The organism is Serratia sp. (in: enterobacteria) (genome assembly GCF_046715635.1).
Lineage (GTDB): Bacteria > Pseudomonadota > Gammaproteobacteria > Enterobacterales > Enterobacteriaceae > Chania.
The window spans coordinates 13,967-37,484 of the sequence record NZ_JBKJYW010000348.1 but is presented as its reverse complement, the minus strand read 5'-3'; the positions used below and the strand labels follow the sequence as shown (position 1 = coordinate 37,484).

Annotated in this window: 20 protein-coding genes; 9 read left to right on the top strand and 11 right to left on the bottom strand. The window is 54.7% G+C overall.

Features of this window, described 5'->3' with window-relative positions; translation table 11 throughout:
* The 6 genes from ACLQ7H_RS18455 to ACLQ7H_RS18430 all read right to left on the bottom strand — a co-directional run.
* Window positions 1-137 (bottom strand): biotin carboxylase N-terminal domain-containing protein (locus ACLQ7H_RS18455; RefSeq protein WP_411753917.1); only part of this gene is annotated, 137 nt, incomplete at its 3' end.
* An 11-nt stretch (window positions 138-148) separates the two neighbouring features.
* Window positions 149-610, bottom strand: a complete 462-nt coding sequence (gene accB / locus ACLQ7H_RS18450; protein WP_025122733.1) for an acetyl-CoA carboxylase biotin carboxyl carrier protein — start codon at window positions 608-610, stop codon at window positions 149-151.
* A 32-nt stretch (window positions 611-642) separates the two neighbouring features.
* Window positions 643-1,095: a type II 3-dehydroquinate dehydratase gene (gene aroQ, locus ACLQ7H_RS18445; RefSeq protein ID WP_024483777.1), complete on the bottom strand. Its 453-nt coding sequence runs from the start codon at window positions 1,093-1,095 to the stop codon at window positions 643-645.
* A 276-nt stretch (window positions 1,096-1,371) separates the two neighbouring features.
* Window positions 1,372-1,980, bottom strand: coding sequence for a protein-methionine-sulfoxide reductase heme-binding subunit MsrQ (gene msrQ, locus ACLQ7H_RS18440; RefSeq protein ID WP_411753915.1), 609 nt, complete (start codon window positions 1,978-1,980; stop codon window positions 1,372-1,374).
* On the bottom strand, window positions 1,981-2,982 hold the full coding sequence (msrP, locus tag ACLQ7H_RS18435) for a protein-methionine-sulfoxide reductase catalytic subunit MsrP (protein WP_411753914.1): 1,002 nt from the start codon (window positions 2,980-2,982) through the stop codon (window positions 1,981-1,983).
* A 137-nt stretch (window positions 2,983-3,119) separates the two neighbouring features.
* Window positions 3,120-4,100 carry an MDR family oxidoreductase gene (locus ACLQ7H_RS18430; RefSeq protein WP_411753913.1) on the bottom strand — a complete coding sequence of 327 codons (981 nt, stop codon included), beginning with the start codon at window positions 4,098-4,100 and terminating at the stop codon, window positions 3,120-3,122.
* Between the two features lie 295 nt (window positions 4,101-4,395).
* Between ACLQ7H_RS18430 and csrD the strand changes: the two genes are divergently transcribed.
* The 9 genes from csrD to tldD all read left to right on the top strand — a co-directional run bounded on the left by csrD (window position 4,396) and on the right by tldD (window position 17,775).
* Complete coding sequence (gene csrD / locus ACLQ7H_RS18425; protein ID WP_411753912.1) at window positions 4,396-6,327, top strand: RNase E specificity factor CsrD; 1,932 nt, start codon at window positions 4,396-4,398, stop codon at window positions 6,325-6,327.
* A gap of 322 nt (window positions 6,328-6,649) precedes the next feature.
* A complete protein-coding gene (mreB, locus tag ACLQ7H_RS18420) occupies window positions 6,650-7,693 on the top strand; it encodes a rod shape-determining protein MreB (protein WP_021180765.1) in 1,044 nt (347 codons plus the stop codon).
* A 96-nt stretch (window positions 7,694-7,789) separates the two neighbouring features.
* A complete protein-coding gene (gene mreC / locus ACLQ7H_RS18415; protein ID WP_411753911.1) occupies window positions 7,790-8,782 on the top strand; it encodes a rod shape-determining protein MreC in 993 nt (330 codons plus the stop codon).
* Window positions 8,779-9,267, top strand: coding sequence for a rod shape-determining protein MreD (gene mreD / locus ACLQ7H_RS18410; RefSeq protein WP_024483772.1), 489 nt, complete (start codon window positions 8,779-8,781; stop codon window positions 9,265-9,267). The genes mreC and mreD overlap by 4 nt, the downstream gene beginning before the upstream one ends.
* A 10-nt stretch (window positions 9,268-9,277) precedes the next feature.
* A complete protein-coding gene (locus tag ACLQ7H_RS18405) occupies window positions 9,278-9,862 on the top strand; it encodes a Maf family protein (protein WP_411753910.1) in 585 nt (194 codons plus the stop codon).
* Between the two features lie 86 nt (window positions 9,863-9,948).
* Window positions 9,949-11,418, top strand: a complete 1,470-nt coding sequence (gene rng / locus ACLQ7H_RS18400) for a ribonuclease G (protein WP_411753909.1) — start codon at window positions 9,949-9,951, stop codon at window positions 11,416-11,418.
* Window positions 11,419-11,654: 236 nt separating this feature from the next.
* Window positions 11,655-15,467: an AsmA2 domain-containing protein YhdP gene (yhdP, locus tag ACLQ7H_RS18395; protein ID WP_411753908.1), complete on the top strand. Its 3,813-nt coding sequence runs from the start codon at window positions 11,655-11,657 to the stop codon at window positions 15,465-15,467.
* On the top strand, window positions 15,464-16,321 hold the full coding sequence (gene nit1, locus ACLQ7H_RS18390) for a deaminated glutathione amidase (protein WP_411753907.1): 858 nt from the start codon (window positions 15,464-15,466) through the stop codon (window positions 16,319-16,321). Before yhdP ends, nit1 begins: the two co-directional genes overlap by 4 nt.
* Before the next feature lie 8 nt (window positions 16,322-16,329).
* On the top strand, window positions 16,330-17,775 hold the full coding sequence (gene tldD / locus ACLQ7H_RS18385) for a metalloprotease TldD (protein WP_411753906.1): 1,446 nt from the start codon (window positions 16,330-16,332) through the stop codon (window positions 17,773-17,775).
* Between the two features lie 106 nt (window positions 17,776-17,881).
* On the opposite strand, the gene ACLQ7H_RS18380 is transcribed toward tldD, so the two are convergent.
* The 5 genes from ACLQ7H_RS18380 to ACLQ7H_RS18360 all read right to left on the bottom strand — a co-directional run bounded on the left by ACLQ7H_RS18380 (window position 17,882) and on the right by ACLQ7H_RS18360 (window position 23,517).
* Window positions 17,882-18,340, bottom strand: coding sequence for a GNAT family N-acetyltransferase (locus ACLQ7H_RS18380; RefSeq protein WP_411753905.1), 459 nt, complete (start codon window positions 18,338-18,340; stop codon window positions 17,882-17,884).
* Between the two features lie 209 nt (window positions 18,341-18,549).
* Complete coding sequence (locus ACLQ7H_RS18375) at window positions 18,550-19,710, bottom strand: CdaR family transcriptional regulator (RefSeq protein WP_411753904.1); 1,161 nt, start codon at window positions 19,708-19,710, stop codon at window positions 18,550-18,552.
* Window positions 19,711-19,929: 219 nt separating this feature from the next.
* On the bottom strand, window positions 19,930-21,114 hold the full coding sequence (locus ACLQ7H_RS18370) for a thiolase family protein (RefSeq protein ID WP_411753903.1): 1,185 nt from the start codon (window positions 21,112-21,114) through the stop codon (window positions 19,930-19,932).
* Between the two features lie 10 nt (window positions 21,115-21,124).
* Entirely contained in the window at window positions 21,125-21,862 is a 738-nt protein-coding gene (gene fabG / locus ACLQ7H_RS18365; RefSeq protein WP_411753902.1) for a 3-oxoacyl-ACP reductase FabG, read from the bottom strand.
* 77 nt (window positions 21,863-21,939) lie between these two features.
* The gene (locus ACLQ7H_RS18360; protein WP_411753901.1) at window positions 21,940-23,517 is read right to left on the bottom strand and encodes an acyl CoA:acetate/3-ketoacid CoA transferase; all 1,578 of its coding nucleotides are present in this window, start codon (window positions 23,515-23,517) and stop codon (window positions 21,940-21,942) included.
* Window position 23,518 lies beyond the last annotated feature (1 nt).

Genomic DNA, 23,518 nt, shown 5'->3' with positions numbered 1-23,518 from the left:
TCCGCCAGCAGAACGTGTTTCAGATCGCGGTCGGCACTTGAGTGAACGGCAACGGTTTTGATGCCCAGTTCTTTACAAGCGCGCAGGATACGTAGCGCGATCTCGCCACGGTTGGCGATAACAATTTTATCTAGCATGGGGCGCCTCGTTATTCGATGACGACCAGTGGCTCGTCAAATTCAACCGGTTGGCCGTTTTCTACCAGGATCGCTTTAACCACACCGGATTTGTCCGCTTCAATCTGGTTCATCATTTTCATAGCTTCAACGATGCACAGAGTATCACCGGCGTTCACTTTCTGGCCCACTTCCACGAAGGATTTCGCGTCCGGGCTTGGCGTGCGGTAGAAAGTCCCTACCATTGGTGAACGAACGATATGGCCACTCATGGCCGCTGGTGCTGCTGGGGTTTCTGCGGCAGCAGGGGCAACGGCGGCGGCCAGAGCAGGTTGCTGCTGGGCTGGCATTGCGTACTGTTGCATCATTGGGTAAGCCTGCACCGGTGCGGCACGGCTGATGCGAACCGACTCTTCGCCTTCAGAGATTTCCAGTTCAGAAATGCCTGATTCTTCAACCAGTTCGATCAGTTTCTTGATTTTACGAATATCCATGAGTGTGATTCCGTACTCTTTTTGTGTAGCAATTAGTGGGTTTTTGACAAACGGCGAACCGCTGCCTGTAAAGCAAATGTGTAGCCATCCGCGCCGAGGCCACAGATCACGCCTACCGCAATATCAGACAGGTAGGAGTGATGACGGAAAGGCTCACGAGCGTACACGTTGGACAGGTGGATCTCGATAAACGGGATCTGCACTGCCAACAGTGCATCGCGCAACGCCACGCTGGTGTGCGTGAACGCGGCAGCGTTAATCAGGATAAAATCCGTATTGCCGCGTGCCTGATGAATGCGATCAATGAGCGCATGCTCGGCGTTGGACTGCAGATGGCTCAGGGTAATATCTAGCGCGAGTGCCTGGTTTTCCAATCCGTTAACAATCTCTGCCAGCGTAGCGCTGCCGTACTTTTCCGGCTCACGCGTCCCCAGCAGATTCAGATTGGGGCCGTTCAGAAGCAAAATGTGAAACTTATCCGCCATTGTGCTGGTATCTCCGGCAATAAAACCATCATCGTAGAAAATAACCCGATGTCACCGATTTGTCACCTGTTACGCGCAGATTTTACAGCTGCGACAGGTACAAGGTCGGGCATTATAACGATATCGTGGCAATTCGCAGCTAAATACTGGTCTTATCAGCGAAGATATTCAACCCTAAATCGGCAAACACCAAGTGCCGCTATTGGATTATGAGGGGTAGAACACAGAAAAGTTCCACCCCCCTGCAGAGGATTTTTACCGTCAATCTTGCCGGTTTTAGTGCGGTTTACGCCACCATGAGCGTAATTTCTTGTAACGCAGAGCTAACAACAGCAGTGCCAACGACGCGTAAATAAAAGGCTGCGGTGACAAGGTTTTTACCGACCACAGATAGTGGATCGGTGCCAGGATCGCCACCAGATAGACGAAGTTATGCAGCTTCTGCCAGTTGGCCCCCAATTTGCGCTGCGCCCATAGCGTTGAGGTAGCCGCCAGAGCCAGCAAGATCAACCAGCAGAGAATACCTAGCGTCAGATAGGGGCGGGTAACCAGCTCGCGCCCCAGCAGGCCAATGTTGTTTAGCCCCAGTTCCAGCGTCGAGTAGCTTACCAGATGCAGGGTTCCCCAGACAAAACACCACAAACCCAGCAGGCGTCGGCAACGGATCAGCAGCGGCTGGCGCGCGTAGCGGGCCAATGGAGTGACGAGCAGGGTGGCCAGCAGCAATTTTAGCGTCATCCTGCCGGTAAAATGCTGGATATCCTTGGCCGGATCGGCGCTGAACCAGCCCTGATCGACGGACAATACCAGCCACAAAAAGGGTAGGAATGCCGCCAGGTAGATGGCTACTTTTAGCCAGGTGATCTGCTTGGGGGTTAAACGCACTTAGAAGTTCTCCCGTAAATCGAGGCCGCGATATAGCGAAGCCACCTGCTCGGCATAGCCGTTGAACAGCAGCGTCGGCTGACGTTTCACATCCAGAATGCCGCCGGAACCGATGAAGCGTTCGCTAGCCTGCGACCAGCGCGGATGATCGACATGGGGATTCACGTTGGCGTAAAAGCCATATTCGTTGGGAGCAGACAGATTCCAGGTGGTTGGCGGTTGTTCACGGGTCAGGGTGATCTGCACGATGGACTTGATGCCTTTGAAGCCGTACTTCCATGGAGTGATCAGGCGTAGCGGGGCACCGTTTTGTGGTGGCAGCATCTTGCCGTATACGCCCACGGTTAACAGCGCCAGCGGATGCATGGCTTCATCAAGGCGCAAACCTTCGACATAGGGATACTGGAGGCCGCCGCCGATAAAGCGATCTTTCTGGCCGGGCATCTGCTCTGGATCGTACAGCGTTTGGAAAGCCACGTAGCGTGCGTTGCTGTTGGGCTCGGCCAGCTTAAGCAGTTTGCCCAGCTCAAAGCCGATCCACGGCACCACCATCGACCAGGCTTCGACGCAGCGCATGCGATAAATGCGTTGCTCAAGCGGGAATCGCTTGAGCAAATCGTCGATATCCAGCGTCATTGGCTTGCCGACTTCGCCGTCGATCTTCACTTTCCAGTCCGCCGTTTTCAGGGAGCCAGCGTTGGCGGCGGGATCGGCCTTATCCAGGCCAAATTCGTAGAAATTATTGTACCCCATGACTTTTTCTTCCGGCGTCAGCTCCAGCTTGGCTTGCCAGGCTTCGGGTTTGCTGAAGTCTAGCGGTTTGCCTGCTGGAGCGGGGGGCCGATCGTTACCTTTGAACCAGGACAGCAAGTCGGCCTGTGCCTGGATGGGCAAAGCCAGCGAGGCTGCCGTGATCCCTAGCGCCTGGAGTACCTTGCGCCGCTGATAGAACACGCTCTCTGGCGTGACATCGGCCTCAGTCAGTTTTCGCTGTTGTTTCATTTTTTCTTCTCCGCAAGTGATGACGTAAGCATGGCGTGAAAGCCAATTTTCTGCGAGAGGGTGGATGTAAAGAGAGGTAAACGGGAGGTGATTTCTTGTGGCAAATAAGCAGGCGCCGCATGCGGCGCCCCAACAGATTATGAACGGATTTTTACCAGGGTGCGGCCAGTGATCTGATTGTTCATCAGCGCGGTGGCCGCAGCAGGCACGTCTTCCAGCTGAATTTCCTGTGTGGCTTGCTCATAGAAGCTTTCTGGCAGAATTCCGGCCAGCCGTTCCCAGGCGGTTTGGCGACGATGCAGCGGCGTCAGCACCGAATCAACGCCTTGCAGACGCACGTTACGCAAAATGAACGGCATCACGGTAGTCGGCAACTGGTAGCCTCCCGCCAGGCCGCAGGCGGCAACGGTGCCGTTGTAATTCATCTGTGCCAGCACGCGAGCCAGTAATTTGTCGCCGACGGTGTCGATAGCGCCGGCCCACAGCTGTTTCTCCAGCGGGCGCGGTGTTTCAATATACTCGCTACGGGGCAGGACAGTTTTGGCACCCAGAGATTTCAGATAATCGGTATTGCTGTCGCGCCCGCTGATGGCGGTAACGCTATAGCCCAGTGCGGACAGTAGGGCTACCGCGGTGCTACCCACGCCGCCGCTAGCTCCGGTGACCAGAACGTCGCCGTCCTCCGGTTTCACTCCGCCTTCTTCCAGTGCCATCACGCACAGCATGGCGGTAAAACCGGCGGTGCCGAGGATCATCGCTTTGCGTTCACACAACCCTTTTGGCAGGGGGACCAGCCATTCGCCGCTAACTCGGGCCTGCTCGCCCAACCCGCCCCAGTGATTTTCGCCAACGCCCCAGCCGGTGAGCACTACGCTCTGGCCTGGTTTAAAACGCGGATCTTTGCTGTTGTGTACCTGGCCAGCAAAATCGATGCCAGGAACCATTGGGAAGTGACGGATGATTTTCCCCGTGCCGGTGATCGCCAGGGCATCCTTATAGTTGAGACTGGACCAGTTGACGTCGACCGTCACATCTCCTTCTGGCAGCCGATCGCTGTCAATATCCTTGACTTGGGCCAGGGTTTTTTCGCCAACTTGTTCCAACAATAATACACGCATGTCATTGTTCCCCGCTTTTTCATATATTATATGAATGTATGGTTCAGTAATGTCTGACTATATGCATAATAAAAAAGCCTGTCCTGATAAAGGACAAAAAAATAGTGCTTAATGGTTTTCTTCGTCGGCTAGGCTTGATAGCTTTGTAGAGCTAACCTGATGCTTGGCAAAGAAATTGAAGTTGCTTCATGATTTTTAATATCAGGGTATTGCGTTGTTTTCAATCGAGCAGGAACGGGGCCTTGCCACATCAAAAGGTGACTCTTCATTTTATCATCGCGCAGAAGGCACAGGGATGAGATTTACAACCAAACTCTCTGCTCTAATCACCCTGCTCGTCGCATTGGCTATGTTCTTGATGCTGATGGGGTGTTCATACAGTTTCTTTTACGTGACTCAGGAGCGCCTCGAGCGCCGTTTTGAAGCCCTGGCCACCTCCATCGATCAGGCAATGCTGCTCCAACCTCTGCAGGCTCAGGATAACTGGCTGCCCTTGGTGATGCGGCCGCTAGGCATCGTTGCCATTCATGTCGATACCGAAACCAGCAACATTTTCTCCTACAGCCTGCCTACCATCAAAGCCCCCTGGGCATCGCTGACCGGCTACCGCCAAACCTCGTTAACCATGATGCATCACCCCGGCACCCGGGTAAATGTCACTTACCTCGATCCATTCGCCAGCGACGTGCGCTCTTTGCAGTCCACGGCGGCGGTCACGCTGTCGATCGTCATCATGGTGGTGATCCTGCTGTTCAGCTTACGCTGGTTGCGCGAACAGGCGGTAGGGGAAGATCGCCTGGAACGCCGAGCGCGGCGCATTCTCAACGGCGAACGTGAACAGGTGCTGAAGGGAGACGTTCGTGAATGGCCCGCCAGCGTCAGCGGTGCGTTGGATCGCCTGCTGGCCGATCTGGCCGAAGCGCGTGAGGAGCGCAGCCGGGTGGATACCTTGATCCGCGCTTTTGCCGCTCAGGATGCGAAAACCGGCCTCAACAACCGGCTGTTCTTTGATAACCAGCTCACTACTCAGTTGGAAGATGTCGGGTCACACGGCATCGTCATGATGGTGCGCCTGCCGGATTTCGATACCCTGCGTGAAATCCACGGCAACGCGGCGGTACAGGAGTTGATGTATTCGTTGGTCAACCTGTTGTCCACCTTTGTCATGCGCTACCCGGCCGCCTTACTGGCCCGTTATTTCCACAGTGACTTTACCGTTCTGCTGCCACACCGCACGTTGAAAGAAGCGGACGGCATCGCGGCGCAGCTGGTCAACGCGATCGACTCCTTGCCCTCAACGGCGCTGATTGAACGTGAGGCGTTCTTGCATATCGGTATTGTTGCCTACCGCAGCGGGCAGACCACGGAAGAGATCATCGATTACGCCGAACAGGCGACCCGCCATGCCGTGCTGCAGGGCGAAAACGGCTGGTACGTCTATGATAGTGACGTGCCAGAGAAAGGGCGCGGCAGTGTTAAATGGCGTACGCTGCTCGAACAGGTGCTGGCACGTGGCGGCCCGCGTTTATATCAAAAACCGGCGGTGACGGTGGATGGCGATGTGCATCACCGTGAAATCATGAGCCGGATTTATGATGGTGCGCAGGAACTGTTGCCTGCCGAGTATATGCCGCTGGTCAATCAGCTTGGGTTGGCGGAAAGCTATGACCGCCAGCTGATGAATCGGATTATTCCTTTATTGGCGCTGTGGCCGGAAGAGACGCTGGCGTTTCCGCTATGCGTTGATTCATTATTGCAGCGCAGTTTCCAACGTTGGCTGCGTGATACCCTGTTACAGTGTGAAAAAAGTCACCGTCGGCGAATTCTGATTGAACTTGCAGAGGCAGATGTGTGTCAACATATCGACCGTTTGCGTCCGGTGCTGCGATTGCTGACCGGAGTGGGCTGTCGTCTGGCGGTTTCTCAGGCCGGGTTGACGGTGGTGAGTACCTCTTATATCAAGTCGTTACCGGTGGAGATCGTCAAGCTTCACCCAGGGTTGGTGCGGAGTATTGACCGGCGGGATGAGAATCAGCTGTTTGTTCAAAGCCTGACCGGTGCCTGTGAAGGTACTCAGGCGAAGGTTTTTGCCGCCAGCGTGCGTACGCGCAACGAATGGCAGACGCTGAAAGAGCGCGGGATCCTAGGTGGGCAGGGGGACTTTTTCGCCTCGCCAGAGCCGATCGATATAGCTCGCAAAAAATATTCGCGTCGATATCGTGTTTAACCTGATGACCGGGCAAAAATTAACGTAGAATGGCCCGTCTTTTCCTGTGGGCGTCAGTAGGTGCTTACCACCGGTGACAATCAGGAAAAATGTTAGATTTTATGAGCTGTGTTACTGCCGTTTGGTACGTTGATTTGGTGGCTAGCTGAGCCTTTGTTGAGGGATATCAGGCCCCATTCGCCTTCCGTGCATTCGGTCGCAAATAACGCAGACTATTTTTCACCGAAGTAGGACGTTTTTGCGCCTTGTCGCTGCTTCGTGTGGTTGGTAAAGTAGGCGGATTTTATTTTCCGCCCCCAGCTTGCAGGATTATCCTTTCGTTATGTTTAAGAAATTTCGTGGCATGTTTTCTAATGACTTGTCCATCGACTTGGGTACCGCCAATACCCTGATTTATGTTAAAGGACAAGGCATTGTACTGAATGAACCGTCGGTGGTTGCCATTCGCCAGGATCGTGCCGGCTCACCCAAGAGCGTAGCGGCCGTCGGTCATGACGCCAAGCAGATGCTGGGGCGTACGCCTGGCAATATCGCGGCTATTCGCCCAATGAAAGACGGCGTGATCGCCGACTTCTTTGTCACCGAAAAAATGCTGCAGCACTTCATCAAGCAGGTTCACAGCAACAGCTTTATGCGCCCAAGCCCGCGCGTACTGGTTTGTGTACCTGTTGGTGCCACCCAGGTTGAACGCCGTGCGATCCGTGAGTCCGCTCAGGGTGCTGGTGCGCGTGAAGTCTTCCTGATTGAAGAGCCTATGGCTGCGGCGATCGGTGCAGGTCTGCCAGTATCGGAAGCCACCGGTTCCATGGTGGTTGATATCGGTGGTGGTACCACTGAAGTGGCGGTGATCTCGCTTAACGGCGTGGTGTACTCCTCTTCCGTACGTATCGGCGGCGACCGCTTTGACGAAGCCATCATTAATTACGTGCGCCGTAACTACGGTTCACTGATCGGTGAAGCTACCGCAGAACGTATCAAGCACGGTATCGGCTCGGCCTATCCGGATGACGAAGTGCGTGAAATTGAAGTGCGTGGCCGTAACCTGGCTGAAGGTGTGCCGCGTGGGTTCACCATGAACTCCAATGAAATTCTCGAAGCTTTGCAGGAACCTCTGACCGGTATCGTCAGCGCGGTCATGGTTGCGTTGGAACAGTGCCCGCCGGAACTGGCTTCCGACATCTCCGAACGCGGTATGGTGCTGACCGGTGGTGGTGCATTGCTGCGTAACCTGGATCGCCTGCTGATGGAAGAGACCGGTATCCCGGTGGTAGTGGCAGAAGATCCTCTCACCTGCGTGGCTCGCGGTGGTGGCAAGGCGTTGGAAATGATCGACATGCATGGCGGCGATTTGTTCAGCGAAGAATAGTGAGCAGCCCCAGAATGGAGGGATCGTAGCGGATGACGGCATTAACCGGGCATCTGGTGCGTTCCCCTTTCTGTTGTCGAGGAACGTGCATAATTTATGAAGCCGATTTTTAGCAGGGGGCCTTCCCTGCAACTACGACTTTTCCTGGCAGTGATCGTGGCGATTGCGCTGATCGTTGCCGACAGCCGGCTCGGTACGTTCGTTAAAATACGAAACTACATGGATACCGCCGTCAGCCCTTTTTATTTCTTGGCTAATGGGCCGCGTAAAGTTTTGGACAGCGTATCGGAAACGCTGGCTACCCGCCAACAGCTAGAGCTGGAAAACCGAGCTCTGCGGCAGGAACTGTTACTCAAAAACAGCGATATTCTTCTTCTTGGCCAATTCAAACAGGAAAATGCCCGTTTGCGTGAGCTGCTAGGCTCGCCGTTGCGCCAGGATGAACACAAAATGGTCACTCAGGTGATCTCTACCGGTTCTGACCCCTATAGCGATCAGGTGGTGATTGATAAAGGGTCGGACAACGGGGTTTATGAAGGCCAGCCGGTTATCAGTGATAAAGGCGTGGTCGGGCAGGTGGTGGCGGTGGCTAAAATGACCAGCCGCGTCCTGCTGATCTGTGATGCTTCCCATGCGTTGCCGATCCAGGTATTGCGCAATGACATCCGGGTGATTGCCGCAGGCAGTGGCTGCACGGATGACCTGCAGCTGGAACATCTGCCGGGCAATACTGATATTCGCGTCGGGGATGTGCTGGTCACCTCTGGTTTGGGTGGGCGCTTCCCGGAAGGGTATCCGGTAGCCGTGGTGTCCTCGGTAAAAGTGGATAACCAACGCGCCTATACTGTGATCCAGGCGCGGCCAACCGCTGGTCTGCAACGCCTGCGCTATCTGTTGTTACTGTGGGGCGCCGATCGTAACGGCACTATGCCGCTGCCGCCGGAAGAAGTTCACCGCGTTGCCAATGAACGCCTGATGCAGATGATGCCGCAGGTATTGCCACCGGCGGATGCCATGGGCCCACCGGCTCCACTGCCAGCCCCGGCTACCGGTACCGTTCAGCCGCCACCGGTGGGGGCAACCCGATGAATCGTTATCGCAGCAACGGGCGCTGGATTATCTGGCTGTCATTCCTGGTAGCATTAGTGCTGCAAATCATGCCGTGGCCGGAGCAAATCTACATGTTCCGGCCATCCTGGCTGCTGCTGATCCTCACTTACTGGGTAATGGCGTTGCCCCATCGGGTTAACGTCGGTACCGGGTTTATCCTAGGGCTGATCATGGATCTGATCCTGGGCTCCACGCTTGGCGTGCGTGCTCTGGCCATGGGCATCATCGCCTATCTCGTCGCGTTCAAATTCCAATTATTCCGCAATATGGCACTGTGGCAGCAAGCGTTGATCGTCGTGCTGCTATCATTGGCTATGGATGTGGTGGTGTTCTGGGCGGAGTTTTTGGTAATCAACGTCTCTTTCCGCCCCGAGGTGTTCTGGAGTAGTGTGGTCAACGGCGTGCTTTGGCCGTGGTTATTCCTGCTGATGCGTAAGATCCGCCGCCAGTTTGCCGTACAATGAGGTTATAACAATGTTTTCGCTCTATCTTGCTTCCGGTTCTCCCCGTCGTCATGAACTGCTGACTTTGCTCGGCGTACCGTTTGAAGTCATTCTGACGCATACTGAAGAGCAACGTCAGGAAGGGGAAGCAGCGGAAAATTACGTTCGCCGTCTGGCGCAGGATAAAGCCAGGGCGGGTGTTACCCTGGCGCAATATGATAGGCCCGTGCTGGGCGCAGATACTATCGTGGTGTTGAACGGCCAGGTGTTGGAAAAACCGCGGGATGAAGAGCATGCGGCGCAGATGCTGGCAGCCTTGTCCGGAAAACAGCATCAGGTAATGACCGCCGTGGCGATCGCCGATAAACAGGGCGTTTTATGCCAGTTGGTGGTCACCGACGTGACGTTTCGCAACCTGTCACCACAGGATATCTGCGACTATATCGCCACGGGCGAACCGATGGATAAAGCGGGCGCTTACGGAATTCAAGGCAAGGGTGGTTGTTTCGTCAGATCGATAACCGGAAGTTATCATGCGGTGATGGGGTTGCCGCTGGTCGAAACACATGAGCTGCTCAGTCATTTTGTCGCATTACGAGAGGTAAGAACCGGTTGATGTCACCACTAGATTTCCCGTCGCCGCTATAGCGTGAGCACGGGAAAGATAAGGGGCGGGCGTTACACCGGCTCTGAGGAGAAAGCATGACAGCTGAGCTACTGGTAAATATCACGCCGTCGGAAACGCGGGTTGCCTATATTGACGGCGGCATTCTGCAAGAGATCCATATCGAGCGCGAAGCCAAACGTGGCATCGTGGGCAATATCTACAAAGGGCGCGTCAGCCGCGTGTTACCCGGCATGCAGGCGGCCTTTGTCGATATTGGCCTGGATAAAGCGGCCTTCCTGCACGCTTCCGATATCATGCCGCACACCGAATGTGTTGCCGGTGATGAACAAAAGAATTTCTCCGTGCGTGATATTGCCGAACTGGTGCGTCAGGGGCAGGATCTGATGGTTCAGGTGGTGAAAGATCCGCTTGGCACCAAGGGCGCGCGCCTCACTACCGACATTACTCTACCTTCGCGCTACCTGGTCTTTATGCCGGGTGCTGCGCACGTGGGGGTTTCCCAACGCATTGAAAGCGAAGCCGAACGCGAGCGCCTTAAGCGTGCCGTGGCGGGATATTGCGACGATCTGGGTGGCTTTATCATCCGCACCGCAGCGGAAGGGATCGGCGAAGAAGAGCTGGCGCAGGATGCTGCCTTCCTCAAGCGCTTGTGGACCAAGGTCATGGAGCGCAAAAAGCGTAACCAGACCAAGTACAAACTGTATGGCGAACTGGCGTTGGCGCACCGTATCCTGCGCGACTTTGCCGGCGCGGCGCTGGATCGTATCCGCGTCGATTCACGCCTGACGCACGATCAACTGGTGGAATTTACCGGCGAGTACATCCCGGATATCACCAATAAGCTGGAACTGTATACCGGTAGCCAGCCGATCTTCGATCTGTACGACGTTGAGAACGAGATCCAGCGTGCGCTGGAGCGCAAGGTTGAATTGAAGTCCGGTGGTTACCTCATCATCGATCAAACCGAAGCCATGACCACCGTGGATATCAACACCGGGGCCTTTGTCGGCCACCGCAATCTTGACGAAACCATCTTCAATACCAACATCGAAGCGACACAAGCCATCGCCCGGCAGCTGCGGCTGCGCAATCTGGGCGGCATCATCATCATTGATTTCATCGATATGAATAATGATGAACACCGTCGCCGGGTGTTGCACTCGTTGGAACTGGCGCTGAGTAAAGATCGGGTAAAAACCACAATCAATGGTTTCTCTCAACTAGGATTAGTGGAGATGACGCGTAAACGCACGCGTGAAAGTATTGAGCATGTGCTGTGTAACGACTGCCCGACCTGCCAGGGCCGTGGCACGGTAAAAACGGTGGAAACCGTCTGCTATGAGATTATGCGTGAGATCGTACGTGTGCATCATGCTTACGATTCCGATCGTTTCCTGGTCTACGCATCTGCGGCCGTGGGTGAAGCGCTGAAAGGCGAAGAGTCACACGCGCTGGCGGAAGTGGAAATCTTCGTTGGCAAACAGGTCAAGGTGCAGATCGAACCTTTATACAGCCAGGAACAGTTTGACGTCGTGATGATGTAATACCCTCACCCCAACCCTCTCCCACGGGGAGAGGGAGCTGTTAGTTCCTGCTCTTTTGGAGGTAAAGAAGTCATCTAGGCAACCGTGATCGTCCCCTCATCCAAGGTGGATCAGCCGGTGCTCATGAAGGATCACAATACTTTCAGCCTAACTCGATCGGTCCTCTCTCCCTTTGGGAGAGGGTTAGGGTGAGGGGAACAAGGTTAGGTTATATTTTTGGTCATAAGGAGAAATGCGTGAGGCGACTGCCCGGGATCCTGTTAGCCACAGGCGCCAGTTTGATTGTTGTTGTGGCGTTGCTGATCAGCGGGTTGCGTCTGGTGCTGCCTGAGCTTAACCACTATCGTCCGCTATTGCTGGAGAAGGTGCAGGCGATCGCCGGGGTGCCCGTCGAGGCCGACTTTGTCCAGGGCAGTTGGGAAACGTTTGGCCCAACGCTGGAAGCTCGCAACATCCGTTTAACCCTGCCAAAAAGCACCATCCAGATTGAGCGGGTCACGCTGGCGCTGGACGTGTGGCAATCCCTGTTGCATTGGCGCTGGCAGTTCCGCGATCTCACCTTCTATCAACTGCAGCTCGATCTTAACGCGACGCTCGGGGGTGAAGGCAGCAATGGCAATGGCCTTACCCCGAACGGGGTCAGCGATCTGTTCCTGTATCAGCTGGATCGCTTTGATCTGCGTAACAGCCGCCTCTCGTTCCTGACCCCATCAGGCTCGCGTGCTGAATTCCACATTCCGCAAATGACCTGGCTCAACAGCCATAACCGCCATCGCGCCGAGGGTCAAATCAGCCTGACCAGTCTGAATGGCCAGCACGGTGCGGTACAGCTACGTCTGGATCTGCGGGATGAGCAGGGGTTGCTCAACACTGGCACCATCTATATGCAGGCCGATGAGATCGACATGAAGCCCTGGTTCAGCCGCTGGCTGCAAACCAATACCGGCCTCGAAAGCGCCGATTTCAGCCTGGCGGCCTGGCTCAATATCAAAAATGGCGAAATCTACAGTGGTAATGCCCTGCTCAATAAAGGCACCGCCAATTGGTCGGCGGGGGGCGATCAACACCGGTTGGACGTCGATAATCTGGCGCTGGCACTGAGCCGTCAGGGTAACGGCTGGCAGGTGCATGTGCCTGCGCTGAACCTGAAAACCGATGGCCAAACCTGGGCTCCAGGAACCCTCACCGCGCTGTGGTTGCCGGAAAATACCCAATTTATCGGGCCAAACCAGAGTGAAGAACTGCGTATCCGTGCCACCGGCATCCAGTTGGAACGGCTGGAAGCGTTGCTACCCACCTTCTCGTTCCTCAGCCCGGAAGTATTGGAGCGCTGGAAAGACTTACAACCTCGCGGCATGCTCAGGGCGCTGGCGCTGGATATCCCGCTGCAACAGCCGGAAAAAACTCGTTTTCAGGCGTGGTGGCAGGATCTGAGCTGGCAACACTGGAAACTGTTGCCGGGTGTCGATCACTTTTCCGGCGCGTTAACCGGGAGCGTAGAAAATGGCCGTCTGACGCTGGGGCTGAACAACAGCACGCTGCCTTATGGCGATATGTTCCGGGCACCGTTGGAGATCGGCCGTGCGAGCGGGGCATTGACCTGGCAAAACAACGATCAAGGCTGGCAATTGGCAAGTCAAAGTCTGGACGTACAAGCCAAATCCCTGTGGGTTAACGGCGATTTCCGCTATCAGCAACCGGCTAACGGCGAGCCTTGGCTGGATATTCTGGCTGGCATCCGTTTGTATGATGGTGCCGATGCCTGGCGTTATTTCCCTGAACCGCTGATGGGTAAACATCTGGTGGATTATCTCAGCGGGGCAATCCAGGGCGGGCAGGTTGATAATGCTACTCTGATCTATGCGGGCAATCCGCAGCACTTCCCGTATGAGAAGAACGAAGGACAGTTTGAGGTGTTTGTCCCACTACGCCACGCTACCTTCCAGTTCCAGCCGGAGTGGCCAGCGCTGAACGATCTGGCGATCGATCTCGATTTTGCCAACAGCGGCCTGTGGATGAATGCGCCGCAAACCAAACTGGGCAACGCGACGGGCAGAAACATTACCGCCGTCATTCCGGACTATCGCAAAGAACGCCTGTTGATTGATGCCGATGTTGCGGGCACCGGGCAAGCTATTCACGACTATTTCATGCAGACCCCACTGGATGATTCGGTCGGGGCAGCGCTAGATGAGTTGCAGGTAGGGGGCAATGTAAGTGGGCGCTTACATCTAAATATCCCATTGGATGGCGAACTGGTTAACGCCAGCGGTGAAGTCACGCTGAACAACAACTCGCTGCTGGTCAAGCCGCTGGAAAGTCAGCTTGAGAGAGTGAGCGGCAAGTTCCGCTTCAACAACGGCAACCTGCAAAGCGATACCCTGACGGCCAACTGGTTTGGGCAGCCGCTGGCGGTCAACTTCGATACGCTGGAAGGTAAACAGGATTATAAGGTTAACGTTGGGTTGAAAGGCGATTGGCAACCAGCCAAGGTTGACGGTCTGCCGCCCGAGTTTGCCAAACTGTTGGCTGGCAGCGCCGCCTGGCAAGGTAAAGTGGCGATCAATCTGCCGCATAAAGGCAAGCCGAGCTATGAGATTGGTGTCAATGCCGATCTGAAAAAAGTAAGCAGTCACTTACCTTCTCCTCTTAACAAATCCGCGGGGGAAGCGTTACCGGTTAGCGTAAAAGTGAACGGCGGCCTGCAAGGATTTATGCTCAATGGCAGCGCGGGCAAGCAAAACCACTTCAACAGCGAATGGCTGTTGGCCAAACAGCAGGTGACGCTGGCACGTGCCGCTTGGCAAACAGGCGGCTCGGCAACTCCACCGCTACCCAAAAACAAATCCCTGGTGCTCAATCTGCCCGCGTTGGATGGCGAACAATGGCTGGGGTTAGTGGCTCCGGCGATGAAACAAGGCAACGGCGCAGGCAAAGTGGGCAACTTTGTGTTCCCAACCAGCGTAACGCTCGAAACCCCACAGCTGACGCTGGGCGGGCAGGCGTGGCATAACCTGCAGCTTGCGGTAGAACAGCAGCTGGCAGGAACGAAGGTGACCGCCAAGGGCAAAGAGATTGATGGCAGCCTGTCGATGCCGGATAACGGCGTGTGGCGCGCGGATCTCGGCTATCTTTACTACAACCCGCAGTTTACCAGCGGCGACGGCAGTACAGGCGGTACCAACCCGCTGGACTCGGCGGAGCGGATCTCGTTCCAGGATTGGCCTTCACTGATGTTGCGCTGTAAATCCTGCTGGATGATGGGGCAGAACCTTGGCACGGTAGAGGCTGATCTCAAACGCGAAGGTGACTCGCTGGTGCTAAGCCATGGCCTGGTGGATACCGGCTATGGCCGCATGAGCGCCACCGGCCTGTGGAAACAGAACGCTCAGGAAGAGCGTAGTGGGTTAAAGGGCAAGCTGCTGGGCAGCAAAATCGATCGCACCGCCAGTTTCTTCGGCATGATCATTCCATTAAAAGATGCACCTTACGATATCGATTTTGATCTGCACTGGCACGGGCAGCCATGGAAACCGCAGATCAGCACGCTCAATGGCACCATGAAGGTCGATCTGGGTAAAGGTGAGATCGATAACGTCGGCGGTGGCCGGGCCGGACAGCTGTTACGCCTGGTCAGCTTCGATGCCCTGCTGCGCAAATTGCAGTTCGACTTCCGTGATACCTTCGGCAACGGATTTTACTTTGACTCCATACGCGGCACTATCTGGGCGAAAGATGGCATAATGCATACAGATAACTTGCTGGTGGATGGGCTGGCGGCCGATATCGCCATGAGCGGCCAGATTGACCTGGTGAAGCGCCAGATTGATATGCAGGCCGTAATCGCGCCAGAGATCTCGGCGACGGTGGGAGTAGCGACCGCGTTTGTGATCAACCCGATTGTGGGGGCGGCGGTGTTTGCGGCCTCCAAGGCACTGGCTCCGTTGTGGAACAAGATCTCGCTGATCCGCTACAACATTACCGGTAGCCTGGACCACCCAAGTATTCATGAGGTGTTGCGTAAGCCAAAAGAGGATAAGTCGCCATGAAAAATGCTAACGTTGCGTTATTACAGCTGTGTAGCGGTGAGCAGGTACGGGACAACCTGGCCCAGATTGAACAGCAGATCAAGCAGCTCAATCCAGGGATAAAACTGGTGATGACTCCGGAGAACGCCTTACTGTTTGCCAACTCGGCCGCCTACCGTGAACATGCGGAAACGGAAGGTCACGGGCCGTTGCAGCAGGCGGTGCGCGATATGGCTCGCCGTTATGGGGTATGGTTGCTGGTGGGTTCTATGCCATTGATCAGCCGCGAAGATCCGGCACGCATCACCACCAGTAGCCTGCTGTTTGACGACCAGGGCGAAATCCGTGGCCGTTACGATAAACTGCACATGTTCGACGTGGATATCAATGATATACACGCCCATTATCGCGAGTCGGATACTTATCAGCATGGCCAACAATTGACGGTGGTCGATACGCCGGTGGGCCGCCTGGGTATGACGATATGCTACGACCTGCGTTTCCCTGGCCTGTATCAGGCGCTGCGCGCGCAAGGTGCGGAACTGATCTCGGTGCCCGCCGCATTTACCCGCGTGACCGGTGAGGCACACTGGGAGATTTTGCTGCGCGCCCGCGCTATCGAGAACCAGTGTGTGATCCTGGCTCCCGCGCAGGTGGGCCGCCACGGAGCCACCCGCCGCACCTGGGGACATTCCATGGTGGTAGACAGCTGGGGTAATGTGCGGGCAGAAAACCCCGACGCGGTCTCCGCGCTGAAAGTGCGCGTGGATACCGGCAAGTTGCATACCATCCGCAAACAGATGCCGGTGATGCAGCACAACCGATTCCAGCCGACGCTGATTGCGCCGGTTGAAAACTCCTCCAATAAAGAGTGAAAAAAATTATGAGCCTGTCGTTTGTCAGTGAGCAGTTACTCGCTGTGAATAAGCTGAGTCATCAAGACCTGTTTTCCGTATTGGGTCGACTGGCCGAACGCCGCCTCGATTACGCCGACCTCTATTTTCAGTCCAGCTACCACGAAGCCTGGGTGATTGAGGACGGTATCATTAAAGATGGCTCGTACAATATCGATCAGGGCGTTGGTGTACGCGCGGTCAGCGGTGAAAAGACCGGCTTTGCCTATGCAGACCAAATCACCCTGAATGCCCTGAACCAAAGCGCTCAGGCTGCTCGCAGCATTGTGCGTGACAGCGGCAATGGCAAAGTCCATACGCTGGGCGAGATCGGCTATCAGGCGCTGTATCCTTTGCTCGATCCACTGCAAAGCCTGCCGCGGGAAGAGAAGATCGCGCTATTGCATCGGGTAGACAAGGTCGCGCGTGCTGCAGACAAGCGTGTGCAGGAAGTGACGGCTAGCATCACCGGTGTGTATGAGCAGATATTGGTTGCGGCAACGGATGGCACCTTGGCGGCGGACGTTCGCCCGCTGGTGCGGTTCTCCGTCAGCGTGCTGGTGGAAGAAGACGGCAAGCGTGAGCGCGGAGCCAGCGGTGGCGGTGGCCGTTTTGGCTATGACTACTTCCTGGAAGTGGTGGATGGCGAAGTCCGTGCCGATGCTTTTGCCAAAGAAGCGGTGCGTATGGCGCTGGTTAACCTTTCTGCCGTGGCGGCCCCGGCGGGCACCATGCCTGTGGTACTAGGCGCGGGCTGGCCTGGGGTGTTGCTGCATGAAGCGGTCGGTCACGGGTTGGAAGGTGACTTCAACCGCCGTGGCACCTCGGTATTCAGCGGCCAGATGGGTCAGTTAGTAGCTTCTGAGCTGTGCACCGTGGTGGATGATGGCACCTTGCAAGGCCGCCGTGGTTCCCTGGCGATCGATGACGAAGGCGTGCCGGGCCAGTACAACGTGCTGATCGAGAAAGGCATTCTGAAAGGCTATATGCAAGATAAGCTCAACGCACGGCTGATGGGCGTTGCGCCTACCGGTAACGGCCGCCGCGAGTCTTATGCACACCTGCCAATGCCGCGCATGACCAACACCTACATGCTGGCGGGCAAGTCGACGCCAGAAGATATTATCGCCAGCGTGGAGTATGGCCTGTATGCGCCGAACTTTGGCGGCGGTCAGGTTGATATCACCTCCGGGAAATTTGTCTTCTCCACCTCTGAAGCCTATCTGATCGAAAATGGCCGCGTCACCAAGCCGGTGAAGGGGGCCACGCTGATCGGTTCAGGCATTGAGGCGATGCAGCAGATTTCGATGGTGGGCAACGACCTGGCGCTGGATAAGGGCGTGGGCGTGTGCGGTAAAGAAGGGCAGAGCCTGCCGGTAGGGGTTGGCCAGCCGACGCTGAAGCTGGATTCACTTACCGTGGGCGGCACGGCGTAATAGCAACTGAGTAATGTACCAAGCCCTGACCCTCGCGGGTTGGGGCCAAAGCTAATTACAGCTGGCGCGCTACATCAATGTGAAACCGGATAAGGCCCAGCCTGGATTACGCGTCCGTAGACTCCATATCCATATGGGGTATGCCATCATCAAGGTATTCGTCGGATACCGTTTTGAAACCGAATCCTTCATAGAATTTGACGAGGTGAGACTGTGCTGAGAGCTTTATCGCCTTGCCCGGTTCGTCACGGTGGATTAAGGACATCGTTTTTTCCATCAGCCTGACACCCAGCTTCTGACCCCTGACGGAATCATCAACAATCACTCGCGTGATTTTGGCCGCATCCAGAGAATCATCCACATGCAGCACTCTCGCGTAGGCGACAAGCTTACCGTCGCGGTATCCGGCAACGTGAAGGGTACTATTCAGCAGATCCTGTCCATCAATATCCTGAAACGGGCAAGTCTGCTCTACGACAAACACCGCCATGCGCAGTGCCAGAATATCATGCAACTGCTGCGCGCTGAGGCTGCTGCCCTTCAATGCCTGCCAGCTTATTTCCATCTTTACCCCTTCCTTTGTTTGTTAACCATTGCAGAATTCGGCCCCGGGCTGATGATGGTCAGTATGGTGATAACAGCTAGTCATTCAGTCATAATCATATCATTCCATAACTTAATGAATATACTGATTTTACTGTGCGGTTATTCGGGTGAATAATGATGTTTTCTGACAAAGAGGGTGAGTGGATCGTAGCAACCTCTCCAGACACATCATTGGGGATCGTTGGTGCCAGCCGCCGCATTAGACAGCCGCGTCCCCTGATGATAGTAAAGCGAAATCATCAGTTGGCTAAGTTCCTTGAAATTAAACGGATCCAACGACGTCGCTTCTTTGATCTGATTAAGCCGATAGGTAAGCGTGTTGCGATGTACCCCAAGTTCCCGCGCAGCGTTTGCCAGTTCGGCATTGTGTGCGATATAGGTACTCAAAGTGTTGAGCAGCATTTGACCGGTGCTCAGCATCAGTAATTTATCGATTCTCTGTTTGAAATAAAGGGTAAATGAGCTGCTTCTGGCTTCATTCAACAACCCGCTGAAGGCAAACTGCTGGCCGTTAATGACCCGCGATTGTGGTAACGACTCCCGAGCATGTTCTATCATCTCTTTGATCATAAATACCGATTGGCGGAAAATCCCAGCAGAGCCTGACTCTACCCCAATGCCAATAGTGTAATGGCTCAGCTGAGTTTCCATAAAGGCGTTCATAGCTTTAACCGTGGCTTCGGTCTGTTCGATCGCGGTGATAATTAACAGGATCTCATCATTGCTGAGCAATATTACCCGTTGGGATTTTAAAATATGTGACAGTTTATTGAGGATGTGATCGATGGTTTGCCCCAATAAATGCCCGCCGGTTTCAATATTGATCAATACCGGCAACAGGGGTTGTGACAGGTCAATCTCTTGCTGTACCAACTGGTGAAGTATTTCCTTGCCTTTGTCAGTATCGCCCACCTCAAGATACTGTTTTAGCAATAGATCTCTGATACGGTATTGCCAGTTCATTTCCCGGATAGCTAAAGACTGTTTGATCAACAGCTCTGCCGCCAAGATGGCCAGCTCGGCGTAACGCGCAATCGCGGCGGGATTGCCACTGATACCTATCACCATAACCACCTGATCATCCACGATAATCGGATGATTGATACCGGGTTGCACATTTTTGTACCGGGCCGCCTGCTGAGCATTTTCTATCGTCATCCGCTGGCGGTTCTTTATCACCTCAAAGGCCACTTCATGCCGTTCACCGATCCTATGTGGTTCGCCCGAAGCGATAATTACGCCCTGATGGTCAATAACATTAACGTTATAATGGATAATACTCATCGCTCGTTTCACAATGGTATTAGCCAGCTCTAAGGTGATCAGCATACTCATACCTTTATGATATAAAACCTCTATTATAGTGAGGGGGGTTAAATATAATATCGAATGTTTCTTGCCAATTTCACGGTAACCTTATTGACCCATCAACAAATCTACGTATTAAACTTAATACAATTCAGTTAACTCAATGCGTAAGCCGATGTTTGCCATCCGACCCTCTCTTTGGCAGAGGGCCGGAAATATCTATTGCGCTAACTTAAGAGACTACCTTTCCCGCTCAAACAGCATAGAGATCCCTTGGCCTCCACCGATACACATGGTGGCTAAACCGGTATTGACGCCGCGGCGCTCCATCTCATACATCAGTTTTACAGCGATGATGGCCCCGCTGGCCCCAACAGGGTGCCCCAGCGCAATTGCTCCCCCATTGACGTTCACTTTGGCCGGATCCAGCTCCAGATCGTTAATCACCGCCAATGATTGGGCGGCAAAGGCCTCATTAAGCTCAATAAGGTCGATATCATGCACCGACATGTTCAACTTTTGCATCAGTTTACGAGTTGCCGGAGCTGGGCCAAAGCCCATGATTTCTGCCTCGCAACCTGCCACTGCCCAACCGCGGATCACCATCCTGATTGGCAGCTCCAGTTTTTCAGCGTTGGCTCGGGTAGTGACAACCAGCGCGGCGGCCCCATCATTGATACCTGATGACGTTGCTGCCGTAACCGTGCCGTCTTTTTTAAACGCCGGTTTCAGCTGAGCATACTTCTCTTTCGGCGTATCCCTTGGGTGTTCATCAGTGGCAAACAGGCGGCTGTTCTTGCCTTCACGAACCTCCAGCGGCAGGATTTGTGAGGTAAAATGCCCCTCTTTGATGGCTGCCAAGGCTTTTTGCTGGCTGCACCAGGCAAACTCGTCCATCGCCTCACGGCTGATGTTAAAACGCTCCGCGACGAATTCGGCGGTCATGCCATTGTGATAAGGGCCTTCCGGCCAGGTTAAAATAGAGACGATGCCGTCTTCCAGCTCTCCGTGCCCAAGGCGATAACCGTAACGAGCCTTGCGAATATAGTGGGGCAGTTGAGTCATATTCTCTGTCCCACAGGCGACGGTGATCTCGGCATTGCCGGTTTGCAGTTCCAGCATGCAATCGACAATCGCTTGCAGACCCGAACCGCACTGGCGGTTCACCGAATAGGACGTTGTTTCGTTCGGTAAGCCAGCGCGCAGTTGGCAAATGCGGGCGATAAAACCACTCTCCGCGATTTGCCCGACGTTACCTACCACCACCTCATCAATTTGTGCTGGTTGCAGCCCGGCACGGGCCACGGCTTCACGGATCACCGCTGCGCCTAAATCATGCTGGTGCGTATCTTTAAAGCTACCGCCCATGGTGCCGATCGCCGTGCGTACGCCGCTGACGACGACAATGTCATTTGCATTTTTCATTCGATTCTCCTTACAGCACCATGCCGCCGCCAACGTTGATCACTTCGCCGTTGATATAGCGTGCCTCGTCGGAAGCCAGGAAGGCGACGCAATGGCCGACATCAACCGGATCGCCAGCGAAACCTGCGGGAATTTTGCCGATCATGATATCCCATACTTTTTCCGGTACTCCGCGGGTCATATCGGTTTCGATAAAGCCTGGGCAGATGGCGTTAACGGTAACCCCTTTTTTTGCCAGCTCCCGGCAGGCCGTTTTGGTCAGGCCGATCACCCCGGCTTTTGAAGCGGCATAGTTGGCCTGCCCCACATTGCCCAACCAGCTGGCCGACGAGATATTGATGATCCGCCCGCAGGCGCGCTCACGCATGCGTACGGCGGCTTCCTGCATACAGTGGAAGGTCCCTTTCAGGTTGATATCCATCACCAGATCCCAATTCTCTTCCGTTAGCTTGTGCAACATGGCATCACGGTTAATCCCGGCGTTATTGACCAGAATATCTATCGGCCCCAGTTGCTGCTCCGCGGCAATAAATAACTGGTTAACCTCTTCGCGGTTGGCAATATTACAGGCGATGAAAATAGCTGTATGGCCCGCGCTCACCAATTCGGCGGCGGTTTTATTGCCGCCGTCCTGGTCGACATCACAAATAACTACGGCGGCCCCTTTTTCAGCCAATACCTGGGCAATGCCTCGCCCAAGACCACGGCTGGCCCCGGTGACGATAGCCACTTTATTTGTTAAACACATAGGGTACTCCTTATCGTTTTAATTCCTGACCACGCTGAATTAGCGCAGAGATAATAAATATGTCGTGCCGCCCGTTTTTACTGCCTGGCCAGCATTTCCTTCAGGCCAAAAGGGGCATCACAAAATAGTGCCGCGTCCATCTGTTTTAATGAGGGGGAAATCAGCGGCATAAACTCCATTTGTTGCAGGATGTCCCGCTCAAGATCGATGCCGGGGGCGATTTCTATCAACATCGGACCTTGCGCCGTCAGTTCAAACACTGCTCGCTCAGTGACCAAATGCATTTTTTGTTTTTTCTGGCGGGCTATTTCGCCGTTATAGGAAATCTGGTTAATCGACCGCACCAGTTTTTTAACCGAGCCTTCCTGTAGAATGGTTAATTGCCCTTGCTGGCATGCCACCTCCAGCCCCTTGGCGGTAAAGGTGGAGCAAAACACCACGTGGTGTGCATTTTGGGTGATATCGATAAACCCTCCGGCCCCGGTACAGCGGTCCCCCATGCGGGTGGCGTTGATATGCCCGTTGGCGTCCATCTCGCCCGCCCCCATATAGGTAATATCCACACCCGCACCGTTGTAATACAGCATCTGCTCCTGATGGTTAATCATGGCGGTCAGGTTTTTACCGATGCCAAAATCAACCCCACCGGCCTGTACGCCGCCGTAGATACCTGATTCAACCGTGATGGTGACCGCTTCGCTTACCCCTTCTTCATGGATAATAGTGCCAATAACATCGTTGGGAATACCGGTGCCCAGATTGATCACACAGTCCGGGGATAGAAATTGACAAGCTCGGCGACCAATCACCTTGCGGATGTTGAGCGGCAGCGTTTCCACTGCGCTGGCAGGGGTCACCAGGTTGCCGCAATAGGCTGGATCATAGAACCAGGAAGAGGTCTGGCGGTGGTCTTGCTCGGGGTCTTCACATACCACAATGGCATCAATAAAATTCCCCGGCACCACGATCTGTTTCGGGTGCAGACTCCCTTTTTCCGCCAGGTTTTTTACCTGGACTATCACCTTGCCACCAAAGCGTTTAGCCGCCAGCACCGCCTGCAGGATCTCCAGCTTCATGGCCTCTTCCTCACAGGTGAGGTTGCCAGCGGTATCCGCCGTAGTGCCACGAATGATCACCGTATCCAGCGGGAGTGCCGGATAGAACAGATATTCCTCCTCGCGCAGGCTAACCACTTCCACCAAATCTGGCAGGGAGCGGGTCAACGTATTCATTTTGCCGCCTTCCAGGCGGGGATCGATAAAGGTGCCTAGCCCCACTTTGGACAGATATCCGGCCTGACCGGCCGCCATGGCCGTATACAGATGGACAATCTGCCCTTGTGGCAGACAGAAGGCTTCGACCTCGTTGGCGGCAATCTTTTCCATCCACTTGGGTGCCAGCCCCCAGTGCGAACCAATAATGCGTTTTACCATGCCTGGCGGGGTAAAATGCTGATTACCGCGCTCACGATTCGACTGCCCCGCAGAGTGAATATAGGTCAGCCCGTGCGGTGCCCCTGTTGCAAGAAAGCGCTTTTCCAGAGCTTTCAAGATCGACTCCGCGGCCCCAATCAATGTCATGCCGATGGTGCACAGGGTCGAGCCGTTATTCACTAACTCTGCGGCCTGCTGAGCCGAAATGACTTTATTTCTCATA